Annotated in this window: 20 protein-coding genes; 8 read left to right on the top strand and 12 right to left on the bottom strand. The window is 65.9% G+C overall.

Annotated elements, in window-relative coordinates; translation table 11 throughout:
* Positions 1-100: 100 nt before the first annotated feature.
* On the bottom strand, positions 101-658 hold the full coding sequence (gene hemG, locus CJ014_RS11590; protein ID WP_100080645.1) for a menaquinone-dependent protoporphyrinogen IX dehydrogenase: 558 nt from the start codon (positions 656-658) through the stop codon (positions 101-103).
* Between the two features lie 137 nt (positions 659-795).
* Entirely contained in the window at positions 796-1,902 is a 1,107-nt protein-coding gene (locus CJ014_RS11585) for a GNAT family N-acetyltransferase (RefSeq protein WP_165790821.1), read from the bottom strand.
* Between the two features lie 131 nt (positions 1,903-2,033).
* On the opposite strand from CJ014_RS11585, the gene aat reads away from it, so the two are divergent.
* On the top strand, positions 2,034-2,726 hold the full coding sequence (aat, locus tag CJ014_RS11580) for a leucyl/phenylalanyl-tRNA--protein transferase (protein ID WP_100080643.1): 693 nt from the start codon (positions 2,034-2,036) through the stop codon (positions 2,724-2,726).
* A gap of 72 nt (positions 2,727-2,798) precedes the next feature.
* On the opposite strand, the gene CJ014_RS11575 is transcribed toward aat, so the two are convergent.
* The 4 genes from CJ014_RS11575 to CJ014_RS11560 all read right to left on the bottom strand — a co-directional run bounded on the left by CJ014_RS11575 (position 2,799) and on the right by CJ014_RS11560 (position 5,925).
* On the bottom strand, positions 2,799-3,407 hold the full coding sequence (locus CJ014_RS11575) for a DUF2155 domain-containing protein (RefSeq protein ID WP_245427275.1): 609 nt from the start codon (positions 3,405-3,407) through the stop codon (positions 2,799-2,801).
* Between the two features lie 138 nt (positions 3,408-3,545).
* Positions 3,546-4,490 (bottom strand): nucleoside hydrolase, encoded by a 945-nt coding sequence (locus CJ014_RS11570; protein ID WP_100080641.1) that lies wholly within the window; start codon positions 4,488-4,490, stop codon positions 3,546-3,548.
* Between the two features lie 199 nt (positions 4,491-4,689).
* On the bottom strand, positions 4,690-5,082 hold the full coding sequence (locus CJ014_RS11565) for an NADH:ubiquinone oxidoreductase subunit NDUFA12 (protein WP_100080747.1): 393 nt from the start codon (positions 5,080-5,082) through the stop codon (positions 4,690-4,692).
* Between the two features lie 120 nt (positions 5,083-5,202).
* Positions 5,203-5,925, bottom strand: coding sequence for a response regulator (locus tag CJ014_RS11560; protein WP_100080640.1), 723 nt, complete (start codon positions 5,923-5,925; stop codon positions 5,203-5,205).
* Positions 5,926-6,580: 655 nt separating this feature from the next.
* Between CJ014_RS11560 and CJ014_RS11555 the strand changes: the two genes are divergently transcribed.
* The 3 genes from CJ014_RS11555 to ligD all read left to right on the top strand — a co-directional run bounded on the left by CJ014_RS11555 (position 6,581) and on the right by ligD (position 13,830).
* Positions 6,581-10,285, top strand: a complete 3,705-nt coding sequence (locus CJ014_RS11555; protein WP_100080639.1) for a vitamin B12-dependent ribonucleotide reductase — start codon at positions 6,581-6,583, stop codon at positions 10,283-10,285.
* Positions 10,286-10,456: 171 nt separating this feature from the next.
* Complete coding sequence (ku, locus tag CJ014_RS11550) at positions 10,457-11,290, top strand: non-homologous end joining protein Ku (RefSeq protein ID WP_100080638.1); 834 nt, start codon at positions 10,457-10,459, stop codon at positions 11,288-11,290.
* Positions 11,291-11,292: 2 nt separating this feature from the next.
* Entirely contained in the window at positions 11,293-13,830 is a 2,538-nt protein-coding gene (gene ligD / locus CJ014_RS11545; RefSeq protein WP_100080637.1) for a DNA ligase D, read from the top strand.
* Between the two features lie 22 nt (positions 13,831-13,852).
* Here ligD and ku (CJ014_RS11540) read toward each other — a convergent pair whose 3' ends face one another.
* Genes ku (CJ014_RS11540) through CJ014_RS11525 form a run of 4 tightly spaced genes read right to left on the bottom strand, consistent with a single transcriptional unit; the run spans position 13,853 to position 17,279 of the window.
* Entirely contained in the window at positions 13,853-14,662 is an 810-nt protein-coding gene (gene ku, locus CJ014_RS11540; protein WP_100080636.1) for a non-homologous end joining protein Ku, read from the bottom strand.
* Between the two features lie 57 nt (positions 14,663-14,719).
* Complete coding sequence (locus CJ014_RS11535) at positions 14,720-16,303, bottom strand: copper resistance CopC family protein (RefSeq protein ID WP_100080635.1); 1,584 nt, start codon at positions 16,301-16,303, stop codon at positions 14,720-14,722.
* A 50-nt stretch (positions 16,304-16,353) separates the two neighbouring features.
* Entirely contained in the window at positions 16,354-16,884 is a 531-nt protein-coding gene (locus CJ014_RS11530; RefSeq protein ID WP_100080634.1) for a YcnI family copper-binding membrane protein, read from the bottom strand.
* Between the two features lie 41 nt (positions 16,885-16,925).
* A complete protein-coding gene (locus tag CJ014_RS11525) occupies positions 16,926-17,279 on the bottom strand; it encodes a hypothetical protein (RefSeq protein ID WP_133121844.1) in 354 nt (117 codons plus the stop codon).
* A gap of 241 nt (positions 17,280-17,520) precedes the next feature.
* On the opposite strand from CJ014_RS11525, the gene CJ014_RS11520 reads away from it, so the two are divergent.
* The 3 genes from CJ014_RS11520 (at position 17,521) to CJ014_RS11510 (ending at position 21,565) form a co-directional block, all read left to right on the top strand.
* The gene (locus CJ014_RS11520) at positions 17,521-18,465 is read left to right on the top strand and encodes a lysylphosphatidylglycerol synthase domain-containing protein (protein ID WP_100080632.1); all 945 of its coding nucleotides are present in this window, start codon (positions 17,521-17,523) and stop codon (positions 18,463-18,465) included.
* A 106-nt stretch (positions 18,466-18,571) separates the two neighbouring features.
* The gene (locus CJ014_RS11515; RefSeq protein ID WP_100080631.1) at positions 18,572-18,814 is read left to right on the top strand and encodes a hypothetical protein; all 243 of its coding nucleotides are present in this window, start codon (positions 18,572-18,574) and stop codon (positions 18,812-18,814) included.
* 249 nt (positions 18,815-19,063) lie between these two features.
* Positions 19,064-21,565 (top strand): FAD-dependent oxidoreductase, encoded by a 2,502-nt coding sequence (locus CJ014_RS11510; RefSeq protein ID WP_100080630.1) that lies wholly within the window; start codon positions 19,064-19,066, stop codon positions 21,563-21,565.
* A gap of 64 nt (positions 21,566-21,629) precedes the next feature.
* On the opposite strand, the gene CJ014_RS11505 is transcribed toward CJ014_RS11510, so the two are convergent.
* Both CJ014_RS11505 and CJ014_RS11500 read right to left on the bottom strand, forming a co-directional pair.
* Positions 21,630-22,994 carry an amino acid permease gene (locus tag CJ014_RS11505; RefSeq protein ID WP_100080629.1) on the bottom strand — a complete coding sequence of 455 codons (1,365 nt, stop codon included), beginning with the start codon at positions 22,992-22,994 and terminating at the stop codon, positions 21,630-21,632.
* Positions 22,995-23,124: 130 nt separating this feature from the next.
* Complete coding sequence (locus tag CJ014_RS11500; protein ID WP_100080628.1) at positions 23,125-24,561, bottom strand: tryptophanase; 1,437 nt, start codon at positions 24,559-24,561, stop codon at positions 23,125-23,127.
* 414 nt (positions 24,562-24,975) lie between these two features.
* Here CJ014_RS11500 and CJ014_RS11495 point away from each other — a divergent pair, with 414 nt between their 5' ends.
* Positions 24,976-25,686: a helix-turn-helix transcriptional regulator gene (locus CJ014_RS11495; protein WP_100080627.1), complete on the top strand. Its 711-nt coding sequence runs from the start codon at positions 24,976-24,978 to the stop codon at positions 25,684-25,686.
* The last annotated feature ends 27 nt before the right edge of the window (positions 25,687-25,713 follow it).

Genomic DNA, 25,713 nt, shown 5'->3' with positions numbered 1-25,713 from the left:
TACGCACGAAGCCCGCGGCGCCGGCTCCCACATCAGGGCGCCGGCGGGCGGAAAAGCTCCGTTCCGAGGTCAGGATCGCAAGTTATGGTAAGGAAAGTCTTTACGGCGCGGTCGTGACGAGAGTCGCCAGCTTTTGCGACAAATTCTCGACTTCTTGCCAGTCGGTGTATTCGATGACGGTCGCGGGGTCGGTCGGGCCGCCCGAAATGGTCATGATCGCCTGGATCATCATCCGGTCGAACCAGCGGTAGGCGGGGTAGTCGAGCCGGCCGGCGACGGCGGCCGCCAGGGCGGGGCGAAGACCGGTCCGCTTCAGCCAATTGCGCAGGTAGACGTTGCCCTCGGCGGTCTGCCGCCCGGGCTTGCGGGCGGTCAGGTTGACCGAGACCACGGCGATGCGCCGTTCGGGAACCTCGCTTCGCAGCCGGGCGAGGAAGCGCCGCGCGGCCGGCAGGTGGAAGCCGTAGCGGATGGCGGCGGCCAGCAGCACGAGATCGGCCCTTGCATCGACGGCGGGGGAGGCGTCGGCCGTGAGCTCGGTGATGGTCGTGCCGACGCCATGCGCGCCGAGGTGCTCGGCGAGGCGGCCGACGATCTTGCGGGTCTGCCCGTCGTGGCTCGCGAAGTAGATGGCGATTCTCGGTCGCTCCGACGTCATGGCTCGCTTCCCGCTCGGCACTCGGCATGGCGGCGATTCGCCGCCCGCTGGCCGCAGCCTAGATCAAAAAGCGGCCGACCGGATCGGAGTTTTACCCAAGTCCTTGTTTTTGCGGGCTGGTTTCTTGCAGGAAGCTTTCAGCTTTTAGGGGCTGCCTTCCCCCTGAGGCGTTGGACGAGACCGAACAGTCCCAGCCTTTCAAGGATACGTTTGACCTGCGGCTTGAGGTCGAGCAGGGCAAGCGCCAGCCGGCCGCGCAGCGTCAGCGGCTGGCGGAGCTCGAGAAGGGCGATGCTGTCGGTCCCGAACATTTCCTTGTAGGACTCGTCGCCGATCGTCAAGTCGAAGACGGTGAGCCCCATTGCGGCAGCGGCGGCGATGCAGCTCTCGACCATCAACAGGCCCGGCGCCCAGTTGGCGAAGCGCGTGTTGTAGGCGAGCACCAGGACCAGGATGCGCTCGCCTTCGATAAGGCCAAGGCAACCGGCCAGGAGCTCGCCGTCAAGGCGCAGCCGGCCGACCTTCGCCAGGGATCCTTCTTCGACCAAGCGACGATAGAAGAGGCGCTGGATGGCCGTTTGCTTGTCGTCGTTGACGTCCTGAAAACGCTGCCGGCGCCAGTCGAGCAGGCTGTCGAGATCGGCGAACGCCTCCGGTCCGGCGATGAAATCGAAGGTCAGCCGTCCCTTGTGTTCGAGCTTGCGGCGATTTTTGACGAGCCGGCGGGCGGTGGAGGGGTCGAACCGGCGGTCGCGCAGCGTCGCGAAATCCGCGTCGATCGGCAGCGCGTGGGCGGAAGACCGGGACGGGCGCATGAGGTGGGCGATCCGCATGCCTGCCGCGATGTCCGGCAGCACACGCTCGATCGACAGGATGTCGGCCGCGGGCAGCATCGCCACGAGAGCGCCCCAGAGACGGTTCATGGTCTCTTCGTCCGGCGCGAACTCCGGGCTGACGAGAGCGGAGTGATAGTCGCTGACGCCCCGGTCGGGCAGGGTCAGCACGGTCATGCCGTGGCATCGCTCGCGAACGAGCGGCAGCAGGAACAGCGGCTGGCCGCCGCCCGCCTTGCGGATGACGCCGACGCAGCAGTCCATGCCCGATGGCTGGAAGACGGCGAACCAGGCATCGAGCCAGCCGGGCGACTGGAAGGGCGTCCGCGCAAAGCCGGGCGTGGCGAGCAGGGCGGGGATGGTGCTGATATCGGAGAGGATTGCGATCTCGTATCCTGACAAGCCGCCCATCTCGTCCCCGCTGTGCCGCCGATGCAGTAGGCGATAGACTAAGTTATACAACTGACCAAACGGTTTATAAACGCGCCAGGCAAAACCCGCCGAAGGTGCAATCGGTTGCGGCGATGGAGGAACGGGCGGACATGGCGGATCGGACATCGAGCGTGCCCACGCTCACGGCGGATATCCTGCTCAAGGCCTATGCGGTCGGCATGTTCCCGATGGCCGAGAGCGCCGACGATCCCAACCTGTTCTGGATCGAGCCGGAATGGCGCGGCATCATTCCGCTCGACGGCTTCCGGATTCCCCGCCGCCTCGCCCGCACCGTACGGAAAGGCGGCTTCGACGTGCGCGTCGACACCGACTTCTACGGCGTGGTCGACGGGTGCGCCGCCCCGGCGCCCGGCCGCGAGAAGACCTGGATCAACGCCACCATTCGCAAGCTCTACGGCGAACTGTTCCAACGGGGCCATTGCCATACCGTCGAAAGCTGGCAGGGCGGCAGGTTGGTCGGCGGCCTCTATGGCGTGTCGGTCGGCGGCGCCTTCTTCGGCGAGAGCATGTTCTCGGCGGTGACCGACGCCTCCAAGGTGGCGCTGGTGCACCTTGTGGCGCGCCTCAGGGCCGGCGGCTACCGGTTGCTCGACACGCAATTCGTCACCGATCACCTCGCGCATTTCGGCACCATCGAAATCCCCAAACGCATCTATGGGCAGCGGCTGACGGCGGCGCTCGCCACGCAAGGGAATTTCCGTGCCTTGCCGCCTTCGATCTCCGGCGAGGAAGCGCTTCGCTGGTTACCGGCGCCGGAAAGCGGCGAGCCGCACAGCGATTAATGCGGCACTTTCGAAAAGTGCTGCATTACATTGATATGTTGCAATGAAAAATAATCGAGCCGAGGACCTGGGCTAGTCGAGAATCTGGCCGTCGGTGCCTTCCTGGGCGGGGGCTTCCTCCGCCGGGGCCTCTTCCATCATCATGCTGGGAACGGCGGGCTTGTCCGGCGGAAGGGGAATGCCGCCGACGAAGGTGAGCACGACGGGAGCGCCATCGTCGACGCTGCCGGCGCCTTCGTTGGCCTGATTGGAGACCGCGACGCGCACCTCGGTGCTGCCGGCGACCGGCGCTGGAACGTCGCTGTCCATGCGGCAGCCGATCAGCCAGACGTCGTAGACCGGGTGTTCGACGGCGTTGAGGCCGGGGCTCGCCGCGAACATCCAGCCGGAAAAGATGCGCTTGATCTCGTTGTCGAGGGTGATCTCCTCGACGTCGACGAACCCGTCGGTCTCCGCCGCCTCGGTGGCCGGGCGGCTGTAGCAGACCTTGGGCGTGACGCGCAGAGTGCCGAACCGCACGGTCTCGTCGACATAGACGTCGAAATCGATGGTCCGGCCGGTGATCTTGTCGAGCCCGGTGAAGACGGCCACCTTGTTGGCGATCTTCTCGGCCGCGGCCGGGCCGGCGAGGACGGTCGTCAGGCCGAGGGCGGCAAGCGGGAGGAGGATCTTGATCGTCATGGAGGACATCTGGCTGGCGTGGCTCTAGGGCATTTTCGAGCGAGGTGGACACCGGTTCGCGTAAGGCTCGACGCAGCGCGCCGAACCGCCTTTCCGGCACCCAACACGCCAAATGCGGCAAGCTCTTGGCATCCCTTATCAGGGCAGGCGCCGGAATGCTTCCAGAATCAGCTCGAAGAAGCCGTCGGCGTCGATTTTGGTGATCCAGGTGGCGTTCTTCTCACGCCCAGTCACCGACCAGCGGTCGACCACGGTCTGGCCGAAGCAGAGGCCGGGCGTGGTTTCGATTTCGACGTTGACGAACTTGCCCTCGAACAGCTCCGGCTTCAGCAGGTAGGCGATGGTGGTCGGGTCGTGCAGCGGGCCGCCGTCGGAGCCGTATTTCTGCTCGTCGAAGCGCTCGTAGAACGACAGAAGGCCGACGAAGGCCTCGGCGGCCTTGCGCTTCAGTGCGGCGAGATCGGCGAGCCAGGACTTGCGGATCAGCGCCTGGTGGGTGACGTCGAGCGACATCACGACGATGTCGGCCCCCGAGCGGAAGACGCGCTGGGCGGCGTGCGGGTCGACCCAGATGTTGAATTCGGCGGCGGGCGTCGAATTGCCGCCCTCGATGTTGGCGCCGCCCATCAGCACGATCTTGTCGAGGCGGCTGGCGACGCGCGGCTCGCGGGCGATCGCCAGGGCGACGTTGGTGAGCGGGCCGAGCGGCACCAGCGTCACCGATTTCTCCGGCCGGCTCATCACCGTCTCGACGATGAAGTCCGGCGCGAACTCGGGGCGCAGAGGGGTCACCGGATCGGGAAAGGTCCAGCCGTTGAGGCCGGTCTCGCCATGGACGTATTCGGCGGTTTCGAGCTTGACGGCGAACGGCGCCGAGGCGCCGGCGAACACCGGGACATCGGTGCGGCCGACGAGCTCCAGGAGCTTCAGCGCGTTGCCCGACGTCTTGGAGAGGCCGACGTTGCCGGCGACCGCGGTGATGCCCAGCACGTCGATCTGTTCCGGAAAGGCCAGCGCCAGCATGAAGGCGACGGCATCGTCCTGGCCGGGATCCGTGTCGATGATGATCGAGCGTGGAGACATCCGAAATATTCCTCCGTTCACCGTCCACCGATCGTGGGCGAATGGACTAACCCATTTGAATTGCGACCTTATCCGCTTCCCTAAGGCGAGTCCAACGGCGCCTGCCGCCCCGGCCGGCTTTTCCGCCGCCCAATGAAAAACGGGACGGAGCGATCCGTCCCGTCGTCTGTCCGCTGCGCGTGCCCGCCGGTCCCGAAATTCAGGAGCCGGGCGTCCAGGCGTCGTAGTCGCCCGTCACGGCCGGGCGTCCCTCGGCCGAGGCGAGCGACCCCTTGGGCCGGTAGGCGGCGGCCGTGCCGGTGAAATTGGGCCGGTGCGGCTTCTGCCAGTCGCGCGGCCGATAATGCTCGCTGGTCGGCGGCTCGTCGACGCGGTAATGCATCCAGCCGTGCCAGCTGGCCGAGATCTTCGAGGCGTCGGCCTCGCCGTTGTAGATCACCCAGCGACGGGCGCCGTTCTTCGTCTGGTAGTAGACGTTGCCCAGCTCGTCCTCGCCGACGCGCTGGCCCTTCTTCCAGGTGAAGAAGCGGGTGCCGAGCGTCTGTCCGTTCCACCAGGTGAAGATTTCGGTCAGCAGTTCCTTGAAGGTCATGATCTCCGAACCCATCGCATCGGCGCGACCGACGGCCTTGCCATCCACGTAGTTGCGCGGACTATGGCGAGGCGGCAAGGTCTTGTCCAGAGCCGCCTTCGGCTTTTTGCGGCAGTGGGCTCATACCCGGCGGAGCGCCGTCCAGGCCGGCTTGATCGACGGCTTCGGCGCCGGGGCGGCTTCGCCGGGTTTGAGGCCGGCCTTGCGCTCGAGCTGTTCCTTGGTGCGCAGAAAGGCCTGCCACTGGTCGGCGGCCATGCTGCCGTTGCCGGCCTCTTCCTGGGCGGCGGGCGGCGCTACGCCTTCCGGCTTGGCGGCCGGCTTGGTGATCGCCGCCTTGCGCACGGCGGCGGCCCGCTCCTTCTGGGCCAGCATCGATTCGCGCACCCCTTCGATCTCGAAGGCGCCGCGTGGCCCGAGAACCAGCTCGCGCTGGTCGCGCTGCAGCCAGCCGATGCGTTCCTGCAGCACCGCCGGCGAGATCGGCTTGACGACGATGAGGTTGGCGCCGGCCGCCATGGCCTTGTCGATGATGGCGCGCGTCGGCGTCGCCGTCAGGATGATGACCGGAACGTAGCAGAGCGGCTCCATGAAGCGGGCCCGCACCATGCGCAGCAACTGGTGCCCGCTGACGAGACCGGCCTTCCATTCGCAGATGATCAGGCTGGGAGGCTCGTTCAGCATGGCGTGCAGGGCGGTCTCGGTGCTGTCGAACAGCCGGATGCGCCGCACTTTCATGGCGTTCAGCATCGAGCGGATGATGCCCTGCATGGTCCGGGAGTCGTCGATGACCACGACATCAAGCTGCTCGTTGGGAACGGCATAGGTGGCATGATGCGGCATGTCGCGTCGGCTCCGGAACTCGTGCACGGTGGCGCGCGTTGTCAGGAAAGGCGCGCGCCGGAATTGGCAGTGACGCCGATCAGACCAGAAAAGCCTCAAGAACCGTTGAATCGATATGGTTGAGGTTGTCTGAATCCGGTCGCCGGAAATGCAGGAAAATCAATATTTTCTATATGTGGTATGATGCGATCACTTCTGCGCTACATGATGTTGTCATGGACGGGGGAGTGGTCTAAAATCCCCCCTCTGTCGCCAGTGAGTCCGCGCCGCCTTCGGGATAGCGGGCACATGGACGGCACCGGCCTTTATCGAGTTGGTTCGGCGTTGGGAATCGACGCTGCGAATCGGTTGCCGGCAAAGCTCCGTCAAGACGTAATCATGCATCGAGGCGTGAAATCCGGGCCGGCCGGCGAAGGTTGTTGAAAGCTTCCGAAGTTTGGGGAAAACGCGTTAACACTTAATTTACGGAATCGGCTGAACCCTACATGTAGGGGCCAGTTGAGCGGTGTGGGCACAAGATGAAGTGCGGAGCCGGCGAACGACCGGAATTCCGCGTCATTTCCGCAAATGGTGTCCACGGACGTAAAATGGACCGAACAGGATGAACGGGCGTGCCCGCGCGGTGCGTTTCCGGCAGATTTCAAGGGGCTAAACAATGTTGTTCGAGCGGCGCTTTACCAAGGAAGGGCACTCGCCATACGACGGAATCGAGTTCCGCGTGGCGGTCAGCGAGATCCGCAATCCCGACGGGTCCGTCGTCTTCCGCGCCGCCGACATCCACGTGCCGGCCGCCTGGAGCCAGGTGGCGAGCGACATCCTGGCCCAGAAATATTTCCGCAAGGCCGGCGTGCCGGCGGTCCTGAAGCGCGTCGAGGAGAACTCCGTTCCCTCCTGGCTGTGGCGGTCCGTGCCCGACGAGGAGGCGCTCGCCAAGCTGCCGGAGGCCGAACGCATTATCGGCGAGACCGATGCGCGGCAGGTGTTCGACCGCCTGGCCGGCACCTGGACCTATTGGGGCTGGAAGGCCGGTCATTTCTCGTCGGAAGAGGCGGCGCACGCTTTCCACGACGAGCTCCGCTACATGTTGGCCACCCAGCGCGTCGCCCCCAACTCGCCGCAGTGGTTCAACACCGGCCTCCATTGGGCCTATGGCATCGACGGCCCGAGCCAGGGCCACTATTACGTCGACTTCAAGACCGGCAAGCTCGTCCGCTCGGCCACGGCCTACGAGCATCCGCAGCCGCATGCCTGCTTCATCCAGTCGGTCGAGGACGACCTCGTCAATGAAAGCGGCATCATGGACCTGTGGGTCCGCGAGGCGCGCCTGTTCAAGTACGGCTCGGGCACCGGTTCCAACTTCTCCAAGCTCAGGGGCGAGGGCGAGAAGCTGGCGGGCGGCGGCAAGTCGTCCGGCCTGATGAGCTTCCTGAAGATCGGCGACCGCGCCGCCGGCGCCATCAAGTCGGGCGGCACGACGCGCCGCGCCGCCAAGATGGTGGTGGTCGACATCGACCATCCCGACATCGAGCAGTACATCAACTGGAAGGTCAAGGAAGAGCAGAAGGTGGCGGCGCTGGTCACCGGCTCCAAGATCTGTTCCAAGCACCTCACGGCCATCATGGCGGCGATCACCGCCGAGGAGGCGACCGGCGACGACCGTTTCGATCCGCTGAAGAATGCCGGCCTCAAGCGCGAGCTGCGCGCCGCCAAGAAGGCGCTGGTGCCGGAGAACTACATCCGCCGCGTCATCCAGTTCGCCAAGCAGGGCTATACCTCGATCGAGTTCCCGGTCTACGACACCGACTGGGATTCCGAGGCCTATCTCACCGTCGCCGGCCAGAACTCCAACAACTCGGTGCGCGTCACCGACGCCTTCCTGCGGTCGGTCGAGACCGGCGGCAAGTGGAACCTGACCGCCCGCAAGGACGGCCGCGTCGTCAAGACGCTGGAGGCGTCGGACCTCTGGGAGAAGATCGGCTATGCCGCCTGGGCGTCGGCCGATCCGGGCATCCAGTACCACACCACCATCAACGACTGGCACACCGCGCCGCAGTCGGGCGAGATCCGCGCCTCCAATCCGTGCTCGGAATACATGTTCCTCGACGACACGGCCTGCAATCTCGCCTCCGTCAACCTGTTGCCCTTCCTCAACGCCGACAAGAGCTTCGACGTCGAGGGCTTCAAGCACGTCTGCCGGTTCTGGACGGTGGTGCTGGAAACGTCGGTGACCATGGCGCAGTTCCCCTCGCGCCAGATCGCCCAGCTCTCCTACGACTTCCGCACCCTCGGCCTCGGCTATGCCAACATCGGCGGCCTCCTGATGTCGTCGGGCATTCCCTATGACAGCGCCGAGGGCCGCGCCATCTGCGGCGCCATCACCGCGGTGATGACCGGCGTCGCCTACGCCACCTCGGCCGAGATGGCCAGGGAGCTCGGGCCGTTCTCCGGCTACAAGAAGAACGCCCAGGACATGCTGCGCGTCATCCGCAACCATCGCCTCGCCGCCCACGGCAAGGCGACCGGTTACGAGAAGCTCAACACGCTGCCGGTGCCGCTCGATCACGCTTCGATCAAGGACAAGCCGCTGCTCGACGCCGCCATTGCGTCGTGGGACGCCGCGCTCGCCCTCGGCGAGAAGCACGGCTACCGCAATGCGCAGGTTTCGGTGATCGCGCCGACCGGCACCATCGGCCTGGTCATGGACTGCGACACCACCGGCATCGAGCCCGACTTCGCCCTGGTGAAGTTCAAGAAGCTGGCCGGCGGCGGCTACTTCAAGATCATCAACCGCGCCGTGCCGGAAGCGCTGCGCACGCTCGGCTACACGGAAAGCCAGATCGCCGAGATCGAGGCCTATGCCGTCGGCCACGCCTCCATCGACCAGGCGCCGGCCGTCAACCCCGGCTCGCTCCGGGCCAAGGGCATGTCGGACGCCGCCATCGACAAGGTGAAGGGCGCGCTGAAGAGCGCCTTCGACATCAAGTTCGTGTTCAACCGCTGGACGCTCGGCGACGACGAGATGAAGAAGCTCGGCGTCAGCGACGCCCAGATGAACGATCCGTCCTTCGAGCTTCTCGCCCACATGGGCTTCTCCAAGGCCGACATCGAGGCCGCCAACACCCACGTCTGCGGCGCCATGACGCTGGAGGGCGCGCCGCACCTCAAGGCCGAGCATCTGCCGGTGTTCGACTGCGCCAACCCCTGCGGCCGCATCGGCAAGCGCTTCCTGTCGGTGGAGAGCCACATCCGCATGATGGCGGCGGCGCAGCCGTTCATCTCGGGCGCCATCTCCAAGACCATCAACATGCCGAACGACGCCACCGTCGAAGATTGCAAGGAAGCCTATATGCTGTCCTGGCGTCTGGCGCTCAAGGCCAACGCGCTTTATCGCGACGGCTCCAAGCTCAGCCAGCCGCTGAACTCGCAGCTTCTCGCCGACGAGGACGACGAGGCCGAGGATGCCGCCGAGGCGCTGGCCGCCCTGCCGGCCGCCACGCGCGCCGCACTGATCTCCGAGAAGATCGTCGAGCGCATCGTCGAAAAGCACGTGCGCGACCGCGAGCAGGAGAAGCTGCCGACCCGCCGCAAGGGCTACACGCAGAAGGCCAAGATCGGCGGCCACACGCTGTTCCTGCGCACCGGCGAATACGACGACGGCCGCCTCGGCGAGATCTTCATCGACATGAACAAGGAAGGCTCGGCGCTGCGGGCTCTCCTCAACAACTTCGCCATCTCGGTGTCGCTCGGCCTGCAGTGGGGCGTGCCGCTCGAGGAATATGTCGACGCCTTCACCTTCACCCGCTTCGAGCCGGCGGGCATGGTGCAGGGCAACGAGATGATCAAGAACGCCACGTCGATCCTCGACTACGTGTTCCGCGAGCTCGCCGTCTCCTACCTCGGCCGCTACGAGCTGGCGCACGTGGTGCCGGACGACCTGAAGCCGTCGGGCGGCGAGGGCAGGGACACCAGCGGCCGCGGCGGCGAGGCGGTGGTTTCCAAGGGCTTGGTGCGCGGCAAGCAGCTCAAGCTGGTCTCCGCCACGCCGGACCCGAAGGGCTCGGCCGGCGCCGGCGCGACCGGCGCCAACGTCTCGGCCTTCGCGACGGCGCGCGGCGGCGCGGCGGTGACCGGCGTCGGCGGCTCGGCCGCCACCGCCTTCCGCCGCGACGCCGAGGAAACGCCGGCGCCATCGGCGGTCGGCTCGACCCAGGCCCAGCCCGACTACGCCACCCGCGTCGCCCACGCCCGCATGAAGGGCTACGAGGGCGAATCCTGCTCGGAGTGCGGCAACTTCACCATGGTGCGCAACGGCACCTGCCTGAAGTGCGACACCTGCGGCTCGACGAGCGGCTGTAGCTGAGTTAACCGGCCTTTTTTGCAAGGCAGAATGCTCCGGATACCCCGAGGGTGTCCGGAGCTTCGTTTATTTGCCGGGGTCTCGTGCTTTCCGGAACCGTGGTTCCCGCCCGTGAGTTCCTGCTTCGTCGGAAGAGGGCGATTGCCGCCTGTCCTCGAAAGCGGGACGAGAGCCATGGCACCACGCGCGAACTGGAAGGGCGTTCTGAAGATCGCCGAGGTCATCTGCCCCGTCTCGCTCTACACGGCGGCGTCGACCTCCGAGCGCATCGTCTTCCATACCCTCAACCGGACGACCGGCAACCGCGTCGAGCGCCAGTATATCGATTCCGAAACCGAGAAGCCGGTCGACCGCGAGGACCAGGTCAAGGGCTACGAGGTCAGCGAGGGCAACTACATCGAGCTCACGCCCGAGGAACTGGCGGCCGCCGTTCCCGAGAGCGACAAGACGCTGTCGGTGTCGGCCTTCATCGGCTGCGGCGACATCGACGACGTCTATTTCGACAAGCCCTATTACCTCGCCCCGTCGGACCGCGTCGCCGAGGAGGCCTACGCCATCATCAGGGAAGGCCTCAGGGAGCAGAAGGTCGCCGCCATCGCCCGCACCATGCTGTTCCGCCGCGTCCGCACCCTGCTGATCCGGCCGCACGACGACGGGCTGATCGCCACCACCCTCAACTTCGACTACGAGGTCCGCGCGGCGGCGGAGGCGTTTCGGGACATTCCCGACCTCAAGATCAAGGGCGAGATGCTCGAGCTGGCCGAGCACATCATCGACACCAAGATGGGCACGTTCGACATCACCGAGTTCGACGATCGCTACGAGACGGCGCTGGCCGAACTGGTGAAGGCGAAGATCGAGGGCAGGAAGATCCCGCGCCGCAAGGAGGTCAGGGAGGAGAAGGTCGTCGACCTCATGGCCGCCCTTCGCGAAAGCGCCGCGCTCAAGCCGTCGAAAGGCAAGGCCGCATCGGCATCGCGGTCCGGCTCGCGCAGGAAGGCAGGTTGACGATGGCGCTCGAAACCTACCGCCGGAAACGCAATTTCAAGTCGACGTCCGAGCCGGAGGGAAAGCTCGCCTCGGCCGAGGGAAAGGCTTTCGTCGTCCAGAAGCACGATGCCACGCGCCTGCACTACGATTTCCGCCTGGAGATGGACGGCGTTCTCAAGAGCTGGGCGGTGACCAAGGGGCCCAGCCTCGTCCCCGGCGACAAGCGGCTTGCCGTCCATGTCGAGGACCACCCGCTCGAATACGGCGATTTCGAAGGCACGATTCCCAAGGGAGAATATGGCGGCGGCACCGTCGTCCTGTGGGACCGGGGAAGCTGGTCTCCCATCGGCGACGCGCACAAGGGCTATGCCAAGGGCCACCTCGAGTTCGAGCTTACCGGCGAGAAGCTGACGGGGCGCTGGCACCTGGTGCGCATGCACGGCAAGCCCGGCGAAAAGCGCGAGAACTGGCTTCTCATCAAAGGCGACGACGAGTTCGCCCGCGGCGAGACGGACGCCGACATTCTCGAGGAGCGTCCGGAATCGGTGAAGACCGGCCGGGGGCTCGAAGAGGTGGCCGCGAATGCTTCGGCAAAGCGCACCAGGCCGCGCAAGCCGAAGAAATCTTCCGAGGAACCGGCGCCGGCCGCGCCGGAAGCGGAAGCCGCCGCTCCGGATCCGGCCGATATCAAGGGTGCCAGGAAAGCGCCCATGCCGGATGTCGTCGAGCCGATGCTGGCGACATTGGTATCCTCGGCGCCGACCGGTGAAAAATGGCTGCATGAGATCAAGTTCGACGGCTACCGCCTTCTCGCCCATGTCGAGGCCGGCCGGGTCAAGCTGCTGACGCGCAGCGGACTGGACTGGACCCGGAAATTCGGCAAGGGCGTGCCGTCGGCCCTCCAGGACCTGCCCATGGGCTCGGCCATCGTCGATGGCGAACTGGTGGTGGAAACGGATTCCGGCGCCTCGGATTTTTCGGCGCTTCAGGCCGACCTGAGCGCCGGCCGAACCGATCGCTTCGTCTTCTACGTCTTCGATCTCCTCTATCTCGACGGCTTCGATCTCAGGGGCCTGCTGCTGATCGAGCGCAAGAGCCTGCTCGAAAAGCTGGTCCCTCGGGACAATGGCGTCATCCGGTTCAGCGGACATCTCGACGAAAGCGGCGCGATGGTGCTGCAGCACGCCTGCCGCCTCAGCCTGGAAGGCATCGTCTCGAAGCAGCGCGACGCGCCCTATCGTCCGGGCCGGGGGAAAACCTGGGTCAAGTCGAAGTGCTCGGCAAGGCAGGAGTTCGTCATCGGCGGCTATGTGCCGTCGACGGTGTCCCGCGCGGCCGTCGGTTCGCTGGCTCTCGGCATCTACGAGGACGGCAAGCTGCAGCATGTCGGCCGCGTCGGCACCGGCTTCGGCGCCGGCGTCGCCGAACTTCTCCAGACCCGGCTGGAGCGCCTCCGGACCGACGAGAAGCCGTTCGAAAACGCCATGACGGCCGACGAACGCCGGGGCGTCAGATACGTTCGCCCCGAATTGGTCGCCGAGGTCGAGTTCCGGGCGTGGACCGCCGATGGACATCTCCGCCACGCCTCCTTCCGTGGGCTGCGCGAAGACAAGGCGGCGCAGGAGATCACCCGCGAGGTTGCGAAAGCCAGCGCCCCGGCGCCGAAGCCCCCGCGCCGGACCGTCAAGCTCACCCATCCCGACCGGCTGTACTGGCCCGAGGAGGGCATCACCAAGGAAGGCCTCGCGGACTTCTATGCCGACGTATGGCGCCTCATGGCGCCCTATGTCGTCGGCCGCCCGCTGGCGCTTCTCCGCTGCCCCAGCGGCATCGAGGGCGAGCGGTTCTTCCAGAAGCACGCCTGGAAGGGCCTCAATCCCAACATCGCCATCGTCACCGACCCCAAGGATCCCGAAGAGGAGCCGCTGGTCAGCATCAACGATCTCGACGGGCTGATGGGGCTCGTCCAGTCGGCCGCGCTGGAAATCCATCCCTGGGGCTCGACGGTGGCCGACTGGGAACGGCCCGACATCATCACGCTGGATCTCGACCCGGGCGACGACGTACCGTGGCAGGCTGTCCTCGACGCGGCGCAGGAGGTCCGGCAGCGCCTTGCCGATGCCGGTCTCAACCCGTTCGTGAAGACCTCCGGCGGCAAGGGCCTGCACGTCGTCGCGCCGCTGAAGCCGTCTGCCGAGTGGCCCGAGGTCAAGGCCTTCACCAAGTCGCTGGCCGAGGCCATGGCGTCCGACAGCCCGGAGCGTTTCGTGGCGACCATCACCAAGTCGAAGCGGCGGGGAAAGATCCTGGTCGACTATCTGCGCAATCAGCGCGGCTCCACGGCGGTGGCGCCATATTCCACCCGCGCCCGTCCGGGCGCGGCGGTCTCGACGCCGGTGACCTGGGAGGAACTGGAGCCCGCTATCGGTCCGGCCTACTTCACGGTTGCGAATCTGCCCGCTCGCCTCGCGGCGATGACGGCGGATCCCTGGGACGGTTTTCGCGCCGCGGCGGTGCCTCTGGCTTCCGGGAGGAAAGGGCGAAGGAAAACCGCCTGAGACGAGGCCGGCCAGCGCCCGTTTACCGCGGCTTGCCCTTCTTCTCCGACGCCACGCTGTTGCGCAGCGCGTCCATGATGTTGATGACGTTGCTCGGCTTTTCCTCCGCCTTCGCCTTGGCTTTGGCCGGGCGCTTCCGCTTCTTCTTCTTGGCCGAAATGAGATCCAGGAGCTTTTCCTGCACGGGATCGGACACCATGTCGGGATCCCAGGGCAGCGTTTTCTTGTCGATCAGCTCCTTCACGAGCTTCATGGAATCAGGTTCGATCCCGTCGCCGCCGATCCCGCCGAAATAGTCCTTTGCGGGCCGAACCTCGTCTCCGTAGCGGAGCGTCCAGACGACGATGCCCTTGCCGCGCGGTTCGAGCAGCACCGCCCTTTCCCGCCGGTACAGCACCAGCCGGGAGATGCCGACGGTTTCGGTCGACGCCATGGCTTCCCTAATGACCGCGAACGCCTCCTCGCCGACCGGATCGCTCGGCATGAGGTAGTGCGGCTTGTCGTAATAGACCCAGGGGACGGAATCGGCCGGCACGAACATGTCGATGTCGATCGTGCGGGTGCTTTCGAGGGCGACGGCCTCGATCTCGTCGTCTTCGAGAAGGACGTGCTTGCCGTTTTCGTCGACGGGATAGCCCTTGACCTCGTCGTCCTCCTCGACCGGCTTGCCGGTTTCGGCATCGACATAGCGGCTGACGACCCGATTGCCCGTCTTCGCATTGAGGACGTGAAAGCGGACTTTGTCGGAGTCGCTGGTGGCCGGCCGCATGGTCACCGGGCAGGTGACGAGCGACAGCTTCAGGTAGCCCTTCCAGAATGTGTAGGGTGCCATCCGATGGTCCTCCGGCTGCCAGTTGAAACCACCGGAGGAGGCGTGCGGTTCCGTTCGTCACGGAACCGTCAGCGTGCCTTCGAGCGACAGGCTGTCGAAGTCGCTGATGAGCACGCCGAGCCGCAGGGTCCAGGCGCCGCCGACCGGGAAGCTCACCCCATCGACCCGCCAGTGCCCGTTGGCTACCAGCGTTGCCTGCCGCTGCAAGGGCTCGATGCCGGCGGCGGGATTGGCGAGGCCGACGCGGACGTCCTGCGCCGCAAGCGGCCGGCCGTCGGCGCCGCTCAGGCGGATATCGAGGTCGCCGTGGCCGCCGATCTCGATCATCGCCATGCCGCGGGCGGTGTGGATATGCAGCATCGAACGGTGGCGCAGTGCCGCCTCGGCAGCGGCGATGCTGCGTGGCGGCGGCGTGAAGCGCCAACCGGCGACGACGGCGAGCACCAGCAGCAGCAGGCAGACGTCGACCATGAGCACCCGGCCCAGGTGTCGAAAATGCCCGTCGCCGCCGGTCGCGAGCCGCGGCACCAGGATGCGGCGGTTCAGGGCGCCGAGGCCCAGCATGGCGAGCACCAGCAGCAGCTTGCCGGCCAAGAGGCGGCCGTAGTCCGTTCCGGCCAGCGTTGCGACCGTCACCCCTTGCAGGACGGCGAGCGTCAGGCCCGACAGCGCCAGCACGGCGACCGTCGGCAACAGCAGGGCGGAAAGCCGCAGCGCGCTGCCGCCCGCGCCCTCGTGGCGGGTGGCAACGAGAAGGAGCAGAGGCAGCAGCGAGCCGCCCCACAGCGCCGCCGCCGCGCCGTGCAGGGCGAGGGCAGGGCGCGCCGCCCAGGCGGGCGCGGCCGTGCTGGCGTGGCCGCTCAAGGTCAGCGCGAACGCCACGGCGACAAGCGCGGCCGAGGCCGTTCCCGCCGCGACTTTGCCGGCGGGCAGGCGAAGCGCGAGGGCGGCGAGAACGAGCGCCACGACGCCGAGGCAGAGCGTCCCGCCATAGGGCGATTGCAGGCCGGCGAGCCAGGGCGCGGCGCGGCCGAGGTGGGCCAAATTTCCGCCGAGCTCGTCGAGCCCCTGCAAGCCGAAGGAAAATAGCGTCGCGACGCCGCCAAGGCCGAGAAGCGCGGCGATGGCGCGATCCGCCACGGCCGGACGCCGCCCGGCGGCGACGGCCATCAGGAAGAAGGCGCCGCCGACGCCGCCGATCCAGCCGATATAGACGCCGATCCGCATAAGCCAGATGAGCGGCGCGGTGGCGGATGTCCGCGCCGTTTCGGCAGCGGCGCGATGGCTGGCGTGACCGACGGAGAAGGTGGCGGTGCCGCCGATCGGATGCCCGTCGGCGGACGCGACCCGCCAGCTCAGGGCATAGGTGCCTTCGCCGCCGGCGGCGGGAAGCTCCACAAGCAGATCGTTGTCCTGCGCCGTCGCCGTCACGTCGGCGCTCCGGCCGTCGGGATCGAACAGCCTGAAGACCTGCGGGGTGACCGGCTCGTTGAAGGAAAGCCGCATTTTTGCCGGCGGCGTGGCGACCACGCTGCCCTCGGCGGGCTGGCTGCCGAGGAGGGTGGCGTGCGCGAAGCACGGGCCGGCCAGCATCGCGCAGCCGGCGACGACCAGGGCGAGCCTTGCGAGGAAGCGCAGCATCGGAGCGTCCTTGGAAAAGGACGGCGCGGTTGCCCGCGCCGCCCGTTGGATCACTTGGCGGGCGCGACGATCTCGACGCCGGGCGCCGGCGACTCGTAGTCGTCCGCGCTCTTGCCGTCGGCGGGCACCTCTATCCAGCGCTCGGCTACGCCGCCCTCACACTCCTGCACCACCGGGAAATACGCCGTGGCTCCCGCGGCGAACGCCTCGGTCAGCGTGCCGCGGAAAACGAACTCTTCGTAGTAGTCGTCCGGCAGGTTGCCGGTCCACGACAGCTCCTTCACGCCCTCGGTGACCTTGCCGCCGTGAAGGTCGTAGCCGTGCTCGTATTTGCCCTTGACGATATCGAGGTTCCAGCCGGCCTTGGGCATCGGCTTCACGCCAATGAAGCCCTCGGGAATCTGCACCCGCACCTTCAGCGTCGCGGCGCCGGCGCAGCCGTGGGGCACGCGGAGCACGGCCTTATAGGTGGAGCCGGCCGCCGCCTGCGGCGCCTCCAGCGTGACGTGGGCGAGGGCGGGAACGGAGGCGGCAACGAGCAGCGCGGCGGCTCCGAGAGCGGCCAGTTTGGTCTTGGTCATGGAATTGGGTCCTTAGGGATCGAATGATGGATAGGGTCCGATCATGCGATCTCCGGCGGTGCCCGCGCTCCGACGGATCCCGTCCGCGGACGGCCGATGACATGGCCGAGGTCAGCGGCGGCGGCGACGACCGCTACCGGCGCGGCGACCCGCTGCGGCAGGTCGGCGACACGGTCGAGCGGCCCCACCGCCGTGCCGAGCTTGCCGCACAGCATGCACCAGTCGCAGCCGGCCCGGCCGGACGGCGCATCGTGCTTGCCGCCGTGGTGCGCGGCGGCGTCCGCGTGACAGTCGGCGAGGGCTGTCGTCTGCGCGGCGGCCGGCGGCGACATCGGCAGCATGAGCTGCAGCGCCAGGGCCATCGCGGCCACCAGCGCCATCATGCTCCTTGCCATATGCTCCCATCGGCCCACGGCGCTGTCTCGGCTCAAGTTGCAAACGGCTCGCAGTTTGCCGCGGGACGGTACGGTGTTCTTTGTTTTCCCGCAAACTCAAGTTAAGGCGGATGACGTAGCGCATTTTTCCGGAGAACAATCTTGAGGATTGATCCGGTCCCGTCGCCCCCCGTAAACTGGGTGCTTCGCCGAGGTCCCTGGGCCTCCCATCGATACGAGGCGCCTGTAGCGGCCGGAGCGAATGAAGCTGAAGCGTTATTTCTGGCCGGTGGTGGCGACGGCGACGATCGTGCTTTCCGTCTGGCTTCTTCTCCGGGAACTCCGCGGGCTTTCCTTGGAAAAGGTCGGCGACAGTCTCGCTGCGATCGAGCCGCTCCACTGGGCCCTCGCCGCCCTCTCGACGCTGGTCGCCTACGCGGCGCTGGCCGGCTACGACCGGGTGGCGCTCCTCCACCTCGGCAAGCGAATCGACTGGCTGTTCATCACCATTTGCTCGTTCACCACCTATGCGCTGTCGCACAACATCGGCGCCTCGGTGGTGTCGGGCGGCGTGGTCCGCTATCGCGCCTATTCGACCAAGGGGCTGTCGCCGGCCGAGATCGGCCTTCTCATCGCCTTCTGCTCGTTCACCTTCATTCTCGGCACGATAACGCTGATCGGCCTCGTCCTGGTGTTCGATCCCGACATCGTGCTTCGCTTCGGCGATCTTCTGCCCATCTCGGCGTCGCGGGCCACCGGCGCCTTTCTGCTGTTTCTGGTGGCGCTCTATCTGATCGGCAGCGTCATGCGGCTGAAGCCGCTGCATCTCGGCCGCTTCGCCATCGTCTATCCGTCGCTGCACGTGACGCTGTCGCAGATCACCATCGGCTCGTGCGAATTGCTGGGGGCGGCCGGCATCATCTATTTCGCGCTGCCGGACGCCGGCAATCCCGGCTATTTCGTCGTGCTCGGCATTTTCCTGATGTCTTTCTCGGCGGCGCTGATCTCGCATGTGCCCGGCGGCCTCGGCGTGCTCGAACTGGTGTTCGTCATGGGCCTGCCGGACATGGCCGACGCCGACGTGATCGCCGCGCTCCTGGTATTCCGCCTGTTCTACCTCATCATTCCCTTCGTCATGGCGCTGCTGGTGGTGCTGCTGTTCGAGCGATCGCGCTTTCGTTCCGAAAAGACGTCCGGCGAAATATGATGCCCGGCGATGGGAACATGAAAGTGTTTTTCAGGTTTCTCGTCTTCTCGTCCTGAATGCGCTATCATAGCCCTGCAGTCGGGCGCCGGACGAAGGAGGCGAGACGATGACCATCTCCAGCCTGCCGCTTCTGGTTCGCTTCCTCATCCGCCATGCGGCGATCGGATTCGGCGTCGCCGTGCTGTTCGTCGGGCTGTTGCTGGCCTTCAACATCGGCGGCATCGCGACGCTGATTTTCGCTTCGTCGTCGGCCGCACTGGCGCTGGCCGTCCTCACTTTTTCGGTGGGGCTCACCTTTTCCAGCGTGCAGATGGGCTTTGCGGTGATGTTCCTGCGCGACGATAGCTGACGGCACCCTGATGCACTGCCGATAGGCGTCCTTCCCAATTCGTTCTCCGGGCATCCTCTTTAGGGATGGCGCCGCCGGTGCTTGCGGCGGCGTCGAGGCTCGCCGGCGGGGCCGGCCTTTTCCGAAAGGGACGCGACGCCGCGATCTTCCGTTCCATCGGGCAGCCGCTCCTACTTATTTCCCCGTCTTGTTGTAGCATCATTATTTTAGTAGATGCGTATATAATAGTTACATGGAATGGAGTCGGGCATGAAGATCATCATCATCGGCGGCGTTGCCGGCGGCGCCACCGCGGCGGCCCGCCTGCGCCGCCTCGACGAGCGGGCGGAAATCATTCTCGTCGAGCGAGGTCCCTACATCAGCTTCGCCAATTGCGGGCTGCCCTATCACATCTCCGGCGCCATTGCCGATCGCGACAAGCTGCTGGTCACCTCGGAAGCGGGGTTCGAGGCGCGCTATCACGTCGATGTCCGCCCGCGCACCGAGGCGCTTTCCATCGACCGCGCCGCCAGGACGGTGACGCTGCGCAATCTCGACAGCGGCGAGGAGACGGCCGAGAGCTACGACCGCCTGCTGCTGTCGCCGGGCGCCGAAGTGCTGAAGCCGCCGATTCCCGGCATTGCCTCGCCGCGCATCTTCACGCTGCGCAACATTCCCGATCTCGATCGCATCATGGCCTCGCTTTCCGAGACCAGGCCACGCCGGGCGGTGGTGATCGGTGGCGGCTATATCGGCCTGGAAGTCGCCGAGAATTTCCACGAGCGCGGCCTGTTCACCACCGTCGTCGAGGGTGCCTCTCACGTTCTCGCCCCCTTCGACGACGAGATGGCGGCCATCGTCCATGCCCATATGCGCGACAAGGCGATCGAACTCTTCCTCGACGACAAGGTCGAGCATTTCGAGGATCGGGCCGACCATACCATCGTCTTCCTCGCTTCGGGCAAGCGCATCCAGGCCGACATCGTCGTGCTGGCCATCGGCGTTCGCCCGGAACTCAAGCTTGCCCGCGATGCCGGCCTTGAACTCGGGGCTGTCGGCGGCATCAGGGTCGACGAGCATCTCGCCACCTCCGACCCCGATATCTTCGCGGTCGGCGACGCGGTCGAGGTGATGAACAGGGTGTCCGGCCGCATGGCGCTGATCCCGCTGGCCGGCCCGGCCAACCGGCAGGCGCGCATCGTCGCCGACAACATGCTTTCTGCCGATCCCACCGGCTACAGGAGCTATGGCGGCACGCTCGGCACCGCTATTCTCAAGGTGTTCGATCTGGCGGCCGCCTGCACCGGCCTCAGCGAGACGGCGGCGAAGGCGCTCGGCATTCCCTACCGGGCCAACATCACCCATTCCGGCTCGCACGCCTCCTATTATCCAGGCAGCCAGCAGATCAGCCTGAAGCTGGTCTACGGCCTCGACGGCACCATTCTCGGCGCCCAGGCGGTCGGTATCGACGGCGCCGACAAGCGCATCGACGTCATCGCCACGGCGATCCGCGCCGGCCTCAAGGTGACCGACCTCACCGAACTGGAGCTCGCCTACGCGCCGCCCTTCGGTTCGGCCAAGGACCCGGTCAACGTCGCCGGCTACGTCGCCGAGAACGTACTGAACGGCAGCCACCGGATCGTCGACTGGCGCGAACTGCACGATCTCCTGCGGGTTGCTCCCGCTTCGGTGCAGCTCGTCGACGTACGTACGCCGGAGGAATTCTCCATCCGCACCCTGCCGGGTGCCCGCAATATCGAGCTCGATCACCTGCGCGAGCGGATCGGCGAACTCGATCCGGAGAAGCCGCTGATCGTTTTCTGCCAAGTCGGTCTGCGCGGCTATCTCGCCTACCGCGTCCTGAAACAGGCCGGTTTCAAGGATGTTCGCAACCTGACCGGCGGCTTCAAGACTTACGCTTGGGCGACCGAGAAGCAATCGAGTCAGGACATCTTCGACTATGAAGACATTCGACGCCGCGACCCGTCGGAGATCGAAGCTCAGAAAGGGGATTGCCGCGTGGCTGTGACAGCGGGCGTACAGGTCCTCGACGTCACCGGCCTGCAATGTCCCGGTCCGATCCTCAAGACCTTCCGCGCCATCGAGGCGATGGAGACCGGTGAGCTTCTGGAGGTGAAGGCATCGGATCCCGCCTTCGGCCGCGATATCCGCGCCTGGGCCGACAGGACCGGCCACCGGTTGCTCGGCGTCGAGACCGGCAAGGGCGTCATCACCGCCCGCGTCCGCAAGGCGGCGCCGGCTGCGATCACCGCCGAGGCCGGGCCGGCTGCGGCGTCCCGGGACGGCACGACGCTGGTGGTGTTCTCCGGCGACCTCGACAAGGTGATGGCATCGCTGATCATCGCCAACGGGGCGCTCGCCATGGGCTCGAAGGTGACGCTGTTCTTCACCTTCTGGGGCCTCAACGTGCTGCGGAAACCCGATGCGCCGAGCCCGCGCAAGCCGATGATCGACGCCGCCTTCGGCTTCCTGCTGCCCAAGGGCGCCGGCCGGCTCAACCGCCTTTCCAACATGAATTTTGGCGGGATCGGCGGCCGGCTGATGCGCAAGGTGATGGGCGACAGGCACGTCGACACGCCGGCCAGCCTGCTTGCCGCGCTGGTCGACGGCGGCGCCGCGCTGATCGCCTGCCAGATGTCGATGGATGTGATGGGCATCCGCCGCGAGGAATTGATCGACGGCGTCGAGATCGGCGGCGTCGCCACCTTCCTAGGCGAGGCGCAGCGGTCGGCGACCGCGCTGTTCATCTGACGGTAAAAAAAGCGGCGCGGCCCCACGAGGACCGCGCCGTTTCGTATCCTCGAGGCGTCGCCGGTTATTCGGCGGCGGCCGTCCGGGTGTTGCCGCGGAAAATGAAGCCGACGTAGAGAACGATCAGCCAGACCGGCAGCACGATGACCGCCATCCGCATCGACTCCATCTGCGTCATCATCACGATGATCATAGCCATGAAGGCGATGCAGAAATAGTTGGCGATCGGGTAGAAGGGCGCCGGGAAGGTCAGCTTGCCGACGTCCTGGGCATGCGCCTTGCGGAACTTCATGTGCACCAGCACGATCATCACCCAGGTGATGGTGGCGGCGGTGGTGGCGACGGCCATCACCTGCATGAAGGCGCCTTCCGGGATCAGGTAGTTGACGGCGACCACCACCAGCGTGCAAGCCGACGAGAACAGGATCGCCACGTAGGGAACCTTGTTGCCGCCGAGCTTGGTGAACACCTTGGGGGCGTTGCCCTGCTCGGCGAGGCTGTAGAGCATGCGGCCGTTGGAGTAGATGCCGGAGTTGTAGACCGAGATCGCCGCCGTCAGCACCACGAAGTTCAGGATGTTGGCGGCCGAACCGATGCCGAGCTTCGAGAAGATGGTGACGAACGGGCTGCCTTCCATGCCGACCTGGTTCCACGGGAAGATGATCATCATCACCGTCAGCGCGCCGATGTAGAAGATCAGGATACGCCACATCACCTGGCGGATGGCCTGCGGGATCGACTTCTTGGGATCGTCGGCTTCGCCGGCGGTGATGCCGATCAGCTCGGTGCCGCCGAAGGAGAACATCACGACGACCAGCGACAGCAGCAGGCCCCACATGCCATGCGGGAAGAAGCCGTCGTGCGCCCAGAGGTTGGAGAGGCCGGTCGCCTCGCCGCCCAGGCCGAAGACGATCAGCACCAGGCCGAGCACGATCATGCCGATCACCGCCAGCACCTTGATGATGGCGAACCAGAATTCGGCTTCGCCATAGAGGCGGACGTTGATCAGGTTGATCGCGGTGATCGACACCAGCACGATCAGCGACGTCAGCCAGGCCGGGAAATCCGGGAACCAGTAGGCGACGTAGATGCCCACGACCGTCAATTCGGCCATCGACACGAGGATGTAGAGGAACCAGTAGTTCCAGCCGGCCAGGAAGCCGGCGAACTCGCCCCAGTACTTGTAGGCGAAGTGGCTGAAGGCGCCGGCCACCGGCTCCTCGGTCGACATCTCACCGAGCATGCGCATGATGAGATACATCACGAAGCCGCCGATGATGTAGGAGACGATGATGCCCGGACCCACCAGCTGGATCGAGGCGGCCGAGCCGTAGAACAGGCCGGTGCCGATCGCTCCGCCGAGGGCGATCATCTGGATGTGGCGGTTCTTGAGACCGCGCGCGAGATGCGATTGCGTTTCCGAAGACATATTGTCCTCCCGTTGAGCCGGATGGCACGGGCCATGGCGGCCCGTTGTCCGGTTGATCCCCTGTCGGAGCGAGCGCCGCCGTCCCTCCTCGGCCCGCGGCGCCCGCCTGCTTGGTCCGGTCAGTCCGTCCTCACTGGGCGGCGACCGTGTATTCCTCTTCCTTCACCCGCCTGGTCTCGTTGGAGATCGGCTCGAGGTGAGCCTGGAAGTGCCTGAGGATCGGCGGCTCCCAGGTGATGCGATAGCCGCGCTTGACGGTGTGGGCGCGCTTCTTGATCTCGATCAGGGCCTCGGCCATGATGTCGATGTGAGCCTGCGTGTAGACCCGGCGCGGAATGGCGAGACGGGTGAACTCGAAGTCGGCCTTGAGCTGCTCGCCCGTATCCGGGTCGTTGCCCAGCATGTAGGAGCCGATGTCGCAGGCGCGGATGCCCGCTTCCTTGTAGAGCTCGATGGCCAGCACCTGGCCGGGGAACTCGTTGTAGGGAATGTGCGGGAACATGGCGCGGGCGTCGACGAACACGCCGTGGCCGCCGGCCGGGGTCTGGTAGCCGATGCCGGCGTCGTCGAGACGGGCGGCGAGATACTCCACCTGGCCGATGCGATAGCGCAGGTAGTCGTTGTCGATACCCTCGTAAAGGCCGATGGCCAGCGCCTCGAGGTCGCGGCCGGCGAGGCCGCCATAGGTGAAGAAGCCCTCGTAGGAGATGCAGTTGGCCTTGATCTTCAGGATCAGCGGCGAATTGGCGTCCTTGACGCCGATCAGGCCGCCGATGTTGACGATGGCGTCCTTCTTGGCCGACATGGTGAACATGTCGCCGTAGGAGAACATCTCGCGGATGATCTCCTTGATCGACTTGGTCTGGTAGCCGGGCTCGTCGCGCTGCACGAAATAGGCGTTCTCGGCATAGCGGGCGGCGTCGATGTCGAGCGGGATGCCGTTGGCCTTGGCGACCTCCGCCACCTCGCGCATGTTCTGCATCGACACCGGCTGGCCGCCGGCCGAGTTGTTGGTGATCGTCATGACGATCAGGCCGACGTTGTCGGCGCCCAGCTCGGCGATGGTCTTCTTCAGCTTGGCGACATCCATGTTGCCCTTGAAGGGCGCGCGGTGCGACGGATCCTTGGCGACCTCGACCACGCAGTCGATGCAGCGGGCGCCGGTCAGCTCGACGTGGGCGCGCGTCGTATCGAAGAACATGTTGGAAATGGCGAACTTGCCCTTGCCGAGCAGGATGGGGAACAGCACCTTCTCGGCGGCGCGGCCCTGATGCACCGGCTGGATATAGCCGTAGTCGAAGATGTCCTTGCCCGCCTCGAGCAGCTTGTAATAGCTCGACGAACCGGCATAGGCCTCGTCGCCGCGCATCACGCCGGCCCACTGCTCCTGGCTCATGGCGCCGGTGCCGCTGTCGGTCAGAAGATCGATGTAGCAATCCTCGCCGGCCAGGTTGAAGACGTTGTAGTGCGCCGCCGCGATCTTCGCCGCGCGCTCCTCCGCCGACAGCATCCGAAGCGGCTCCACCGCCTTGATCCGGAACGGTTCGGGGAAATACTTGATAGCCATTGTCCGTTACCTCCTACAGACCATTGGGCACCCCGGTCGTCGCGAGCGACTGGCGGACAGCGTCTCTAGGAATCTGCAAACATTTTTCCACATGAGCGGGATTCTGCGGCTCATGTGTTCACATTTGTGGCATCGCGGCTGATAAGTGTCAATTAATTTACATAATGATAGGGTTTGCGCGGATTTCTCTCTTCGAAAGTGTGGATATTTTTGCAATCGACGCGAGAGATGGAAATTTTCTTGCGTCTGACGCCCCTAAGCTTGCCAACAGTTGCGTCGACAATGGGAGGCCTTCAGGAAATGTACGAGGGATCGGCTGCCGCCATCCGGCCCAGAACCCGGATTGACAAAACCGGCGCGACCACCGCAAGTCGGGCGGAAAGGCCGGATGGAGTCCGGCAGGGGGACGTGCCGATGCCGGGCGGTTGGATCCAGCGCTACATGAAGCTGACGGAGTTTCTCGGCTCCGTGCTCGGGCCGGATTATGAGGTGGTGCTGCACGACCTCGGCGACGCCGACAAGTCGATCATCGCCATCGCCAACGGTCACGTCAGCGGCCGCACCATCGGCGCGCCGCTCACCTCGGTGGCCTTGCAGTCGATCGTCAATCACTCCTACGAGACGCAGGACTACCGCCTCAACTATGTCGGCGTCGCCGGCACCAAGCTGCTGCGCTCGTCCACCTTCTTCGTCAAGGACGAGGAGGGCCGCCTCGTCGGCATGCTGTGCATCAACTTCGACGACAGCCGCTATCGCGAGCTCAGCGACCGCATCCTGAAGCTGCGCCACCCCGACATCTTCGTCGAGACCAACTTCGCCTACAACGAGGAGGCGGCGACCGTGCGGGCAACGCCGCCACCGGCCGAGGGCAGCGAGAGCTTTCCCAATTCGCTGACCGAGCTCACCGACCATCTGCTCGACGAGGAGTTGCGGTCGCGCGAGGCGAGCGGCGAGCGGCTCGGCCACCGTGACAAGCTGGCGCTGGTGGAGATCCTCAACGCCAAGGGCATCTTCATGATGAAGGGCGCCGTCAAATACGTCGCCGAAAAGCTCGGCTGCTCGCAGACGACGATCTACCGCTACCTGAACCGCATGAACGGCGGGGCCGAGGGCGGCGAGGGCTGATGGTCCGCGAAGGCGGACCATCTCAGG

The organism is Pleomorphomonas carboxyditropha, from assembly GCF_002770725.1.
In the GTDB taxonomy this organism is placed as follows: domain Bacteria; phylum Pseudomonadota; class Alphaproteobacteria; order Rhizobiales; family Pleomorphomonadaceae; genus Pleomorphomonas; species Pleomorphomonas carboxyditropha.
Note: the sequence above shows the minus strand (reverse complement) of the source record. Positions and strands in the feature narration are given on the sequence as shown.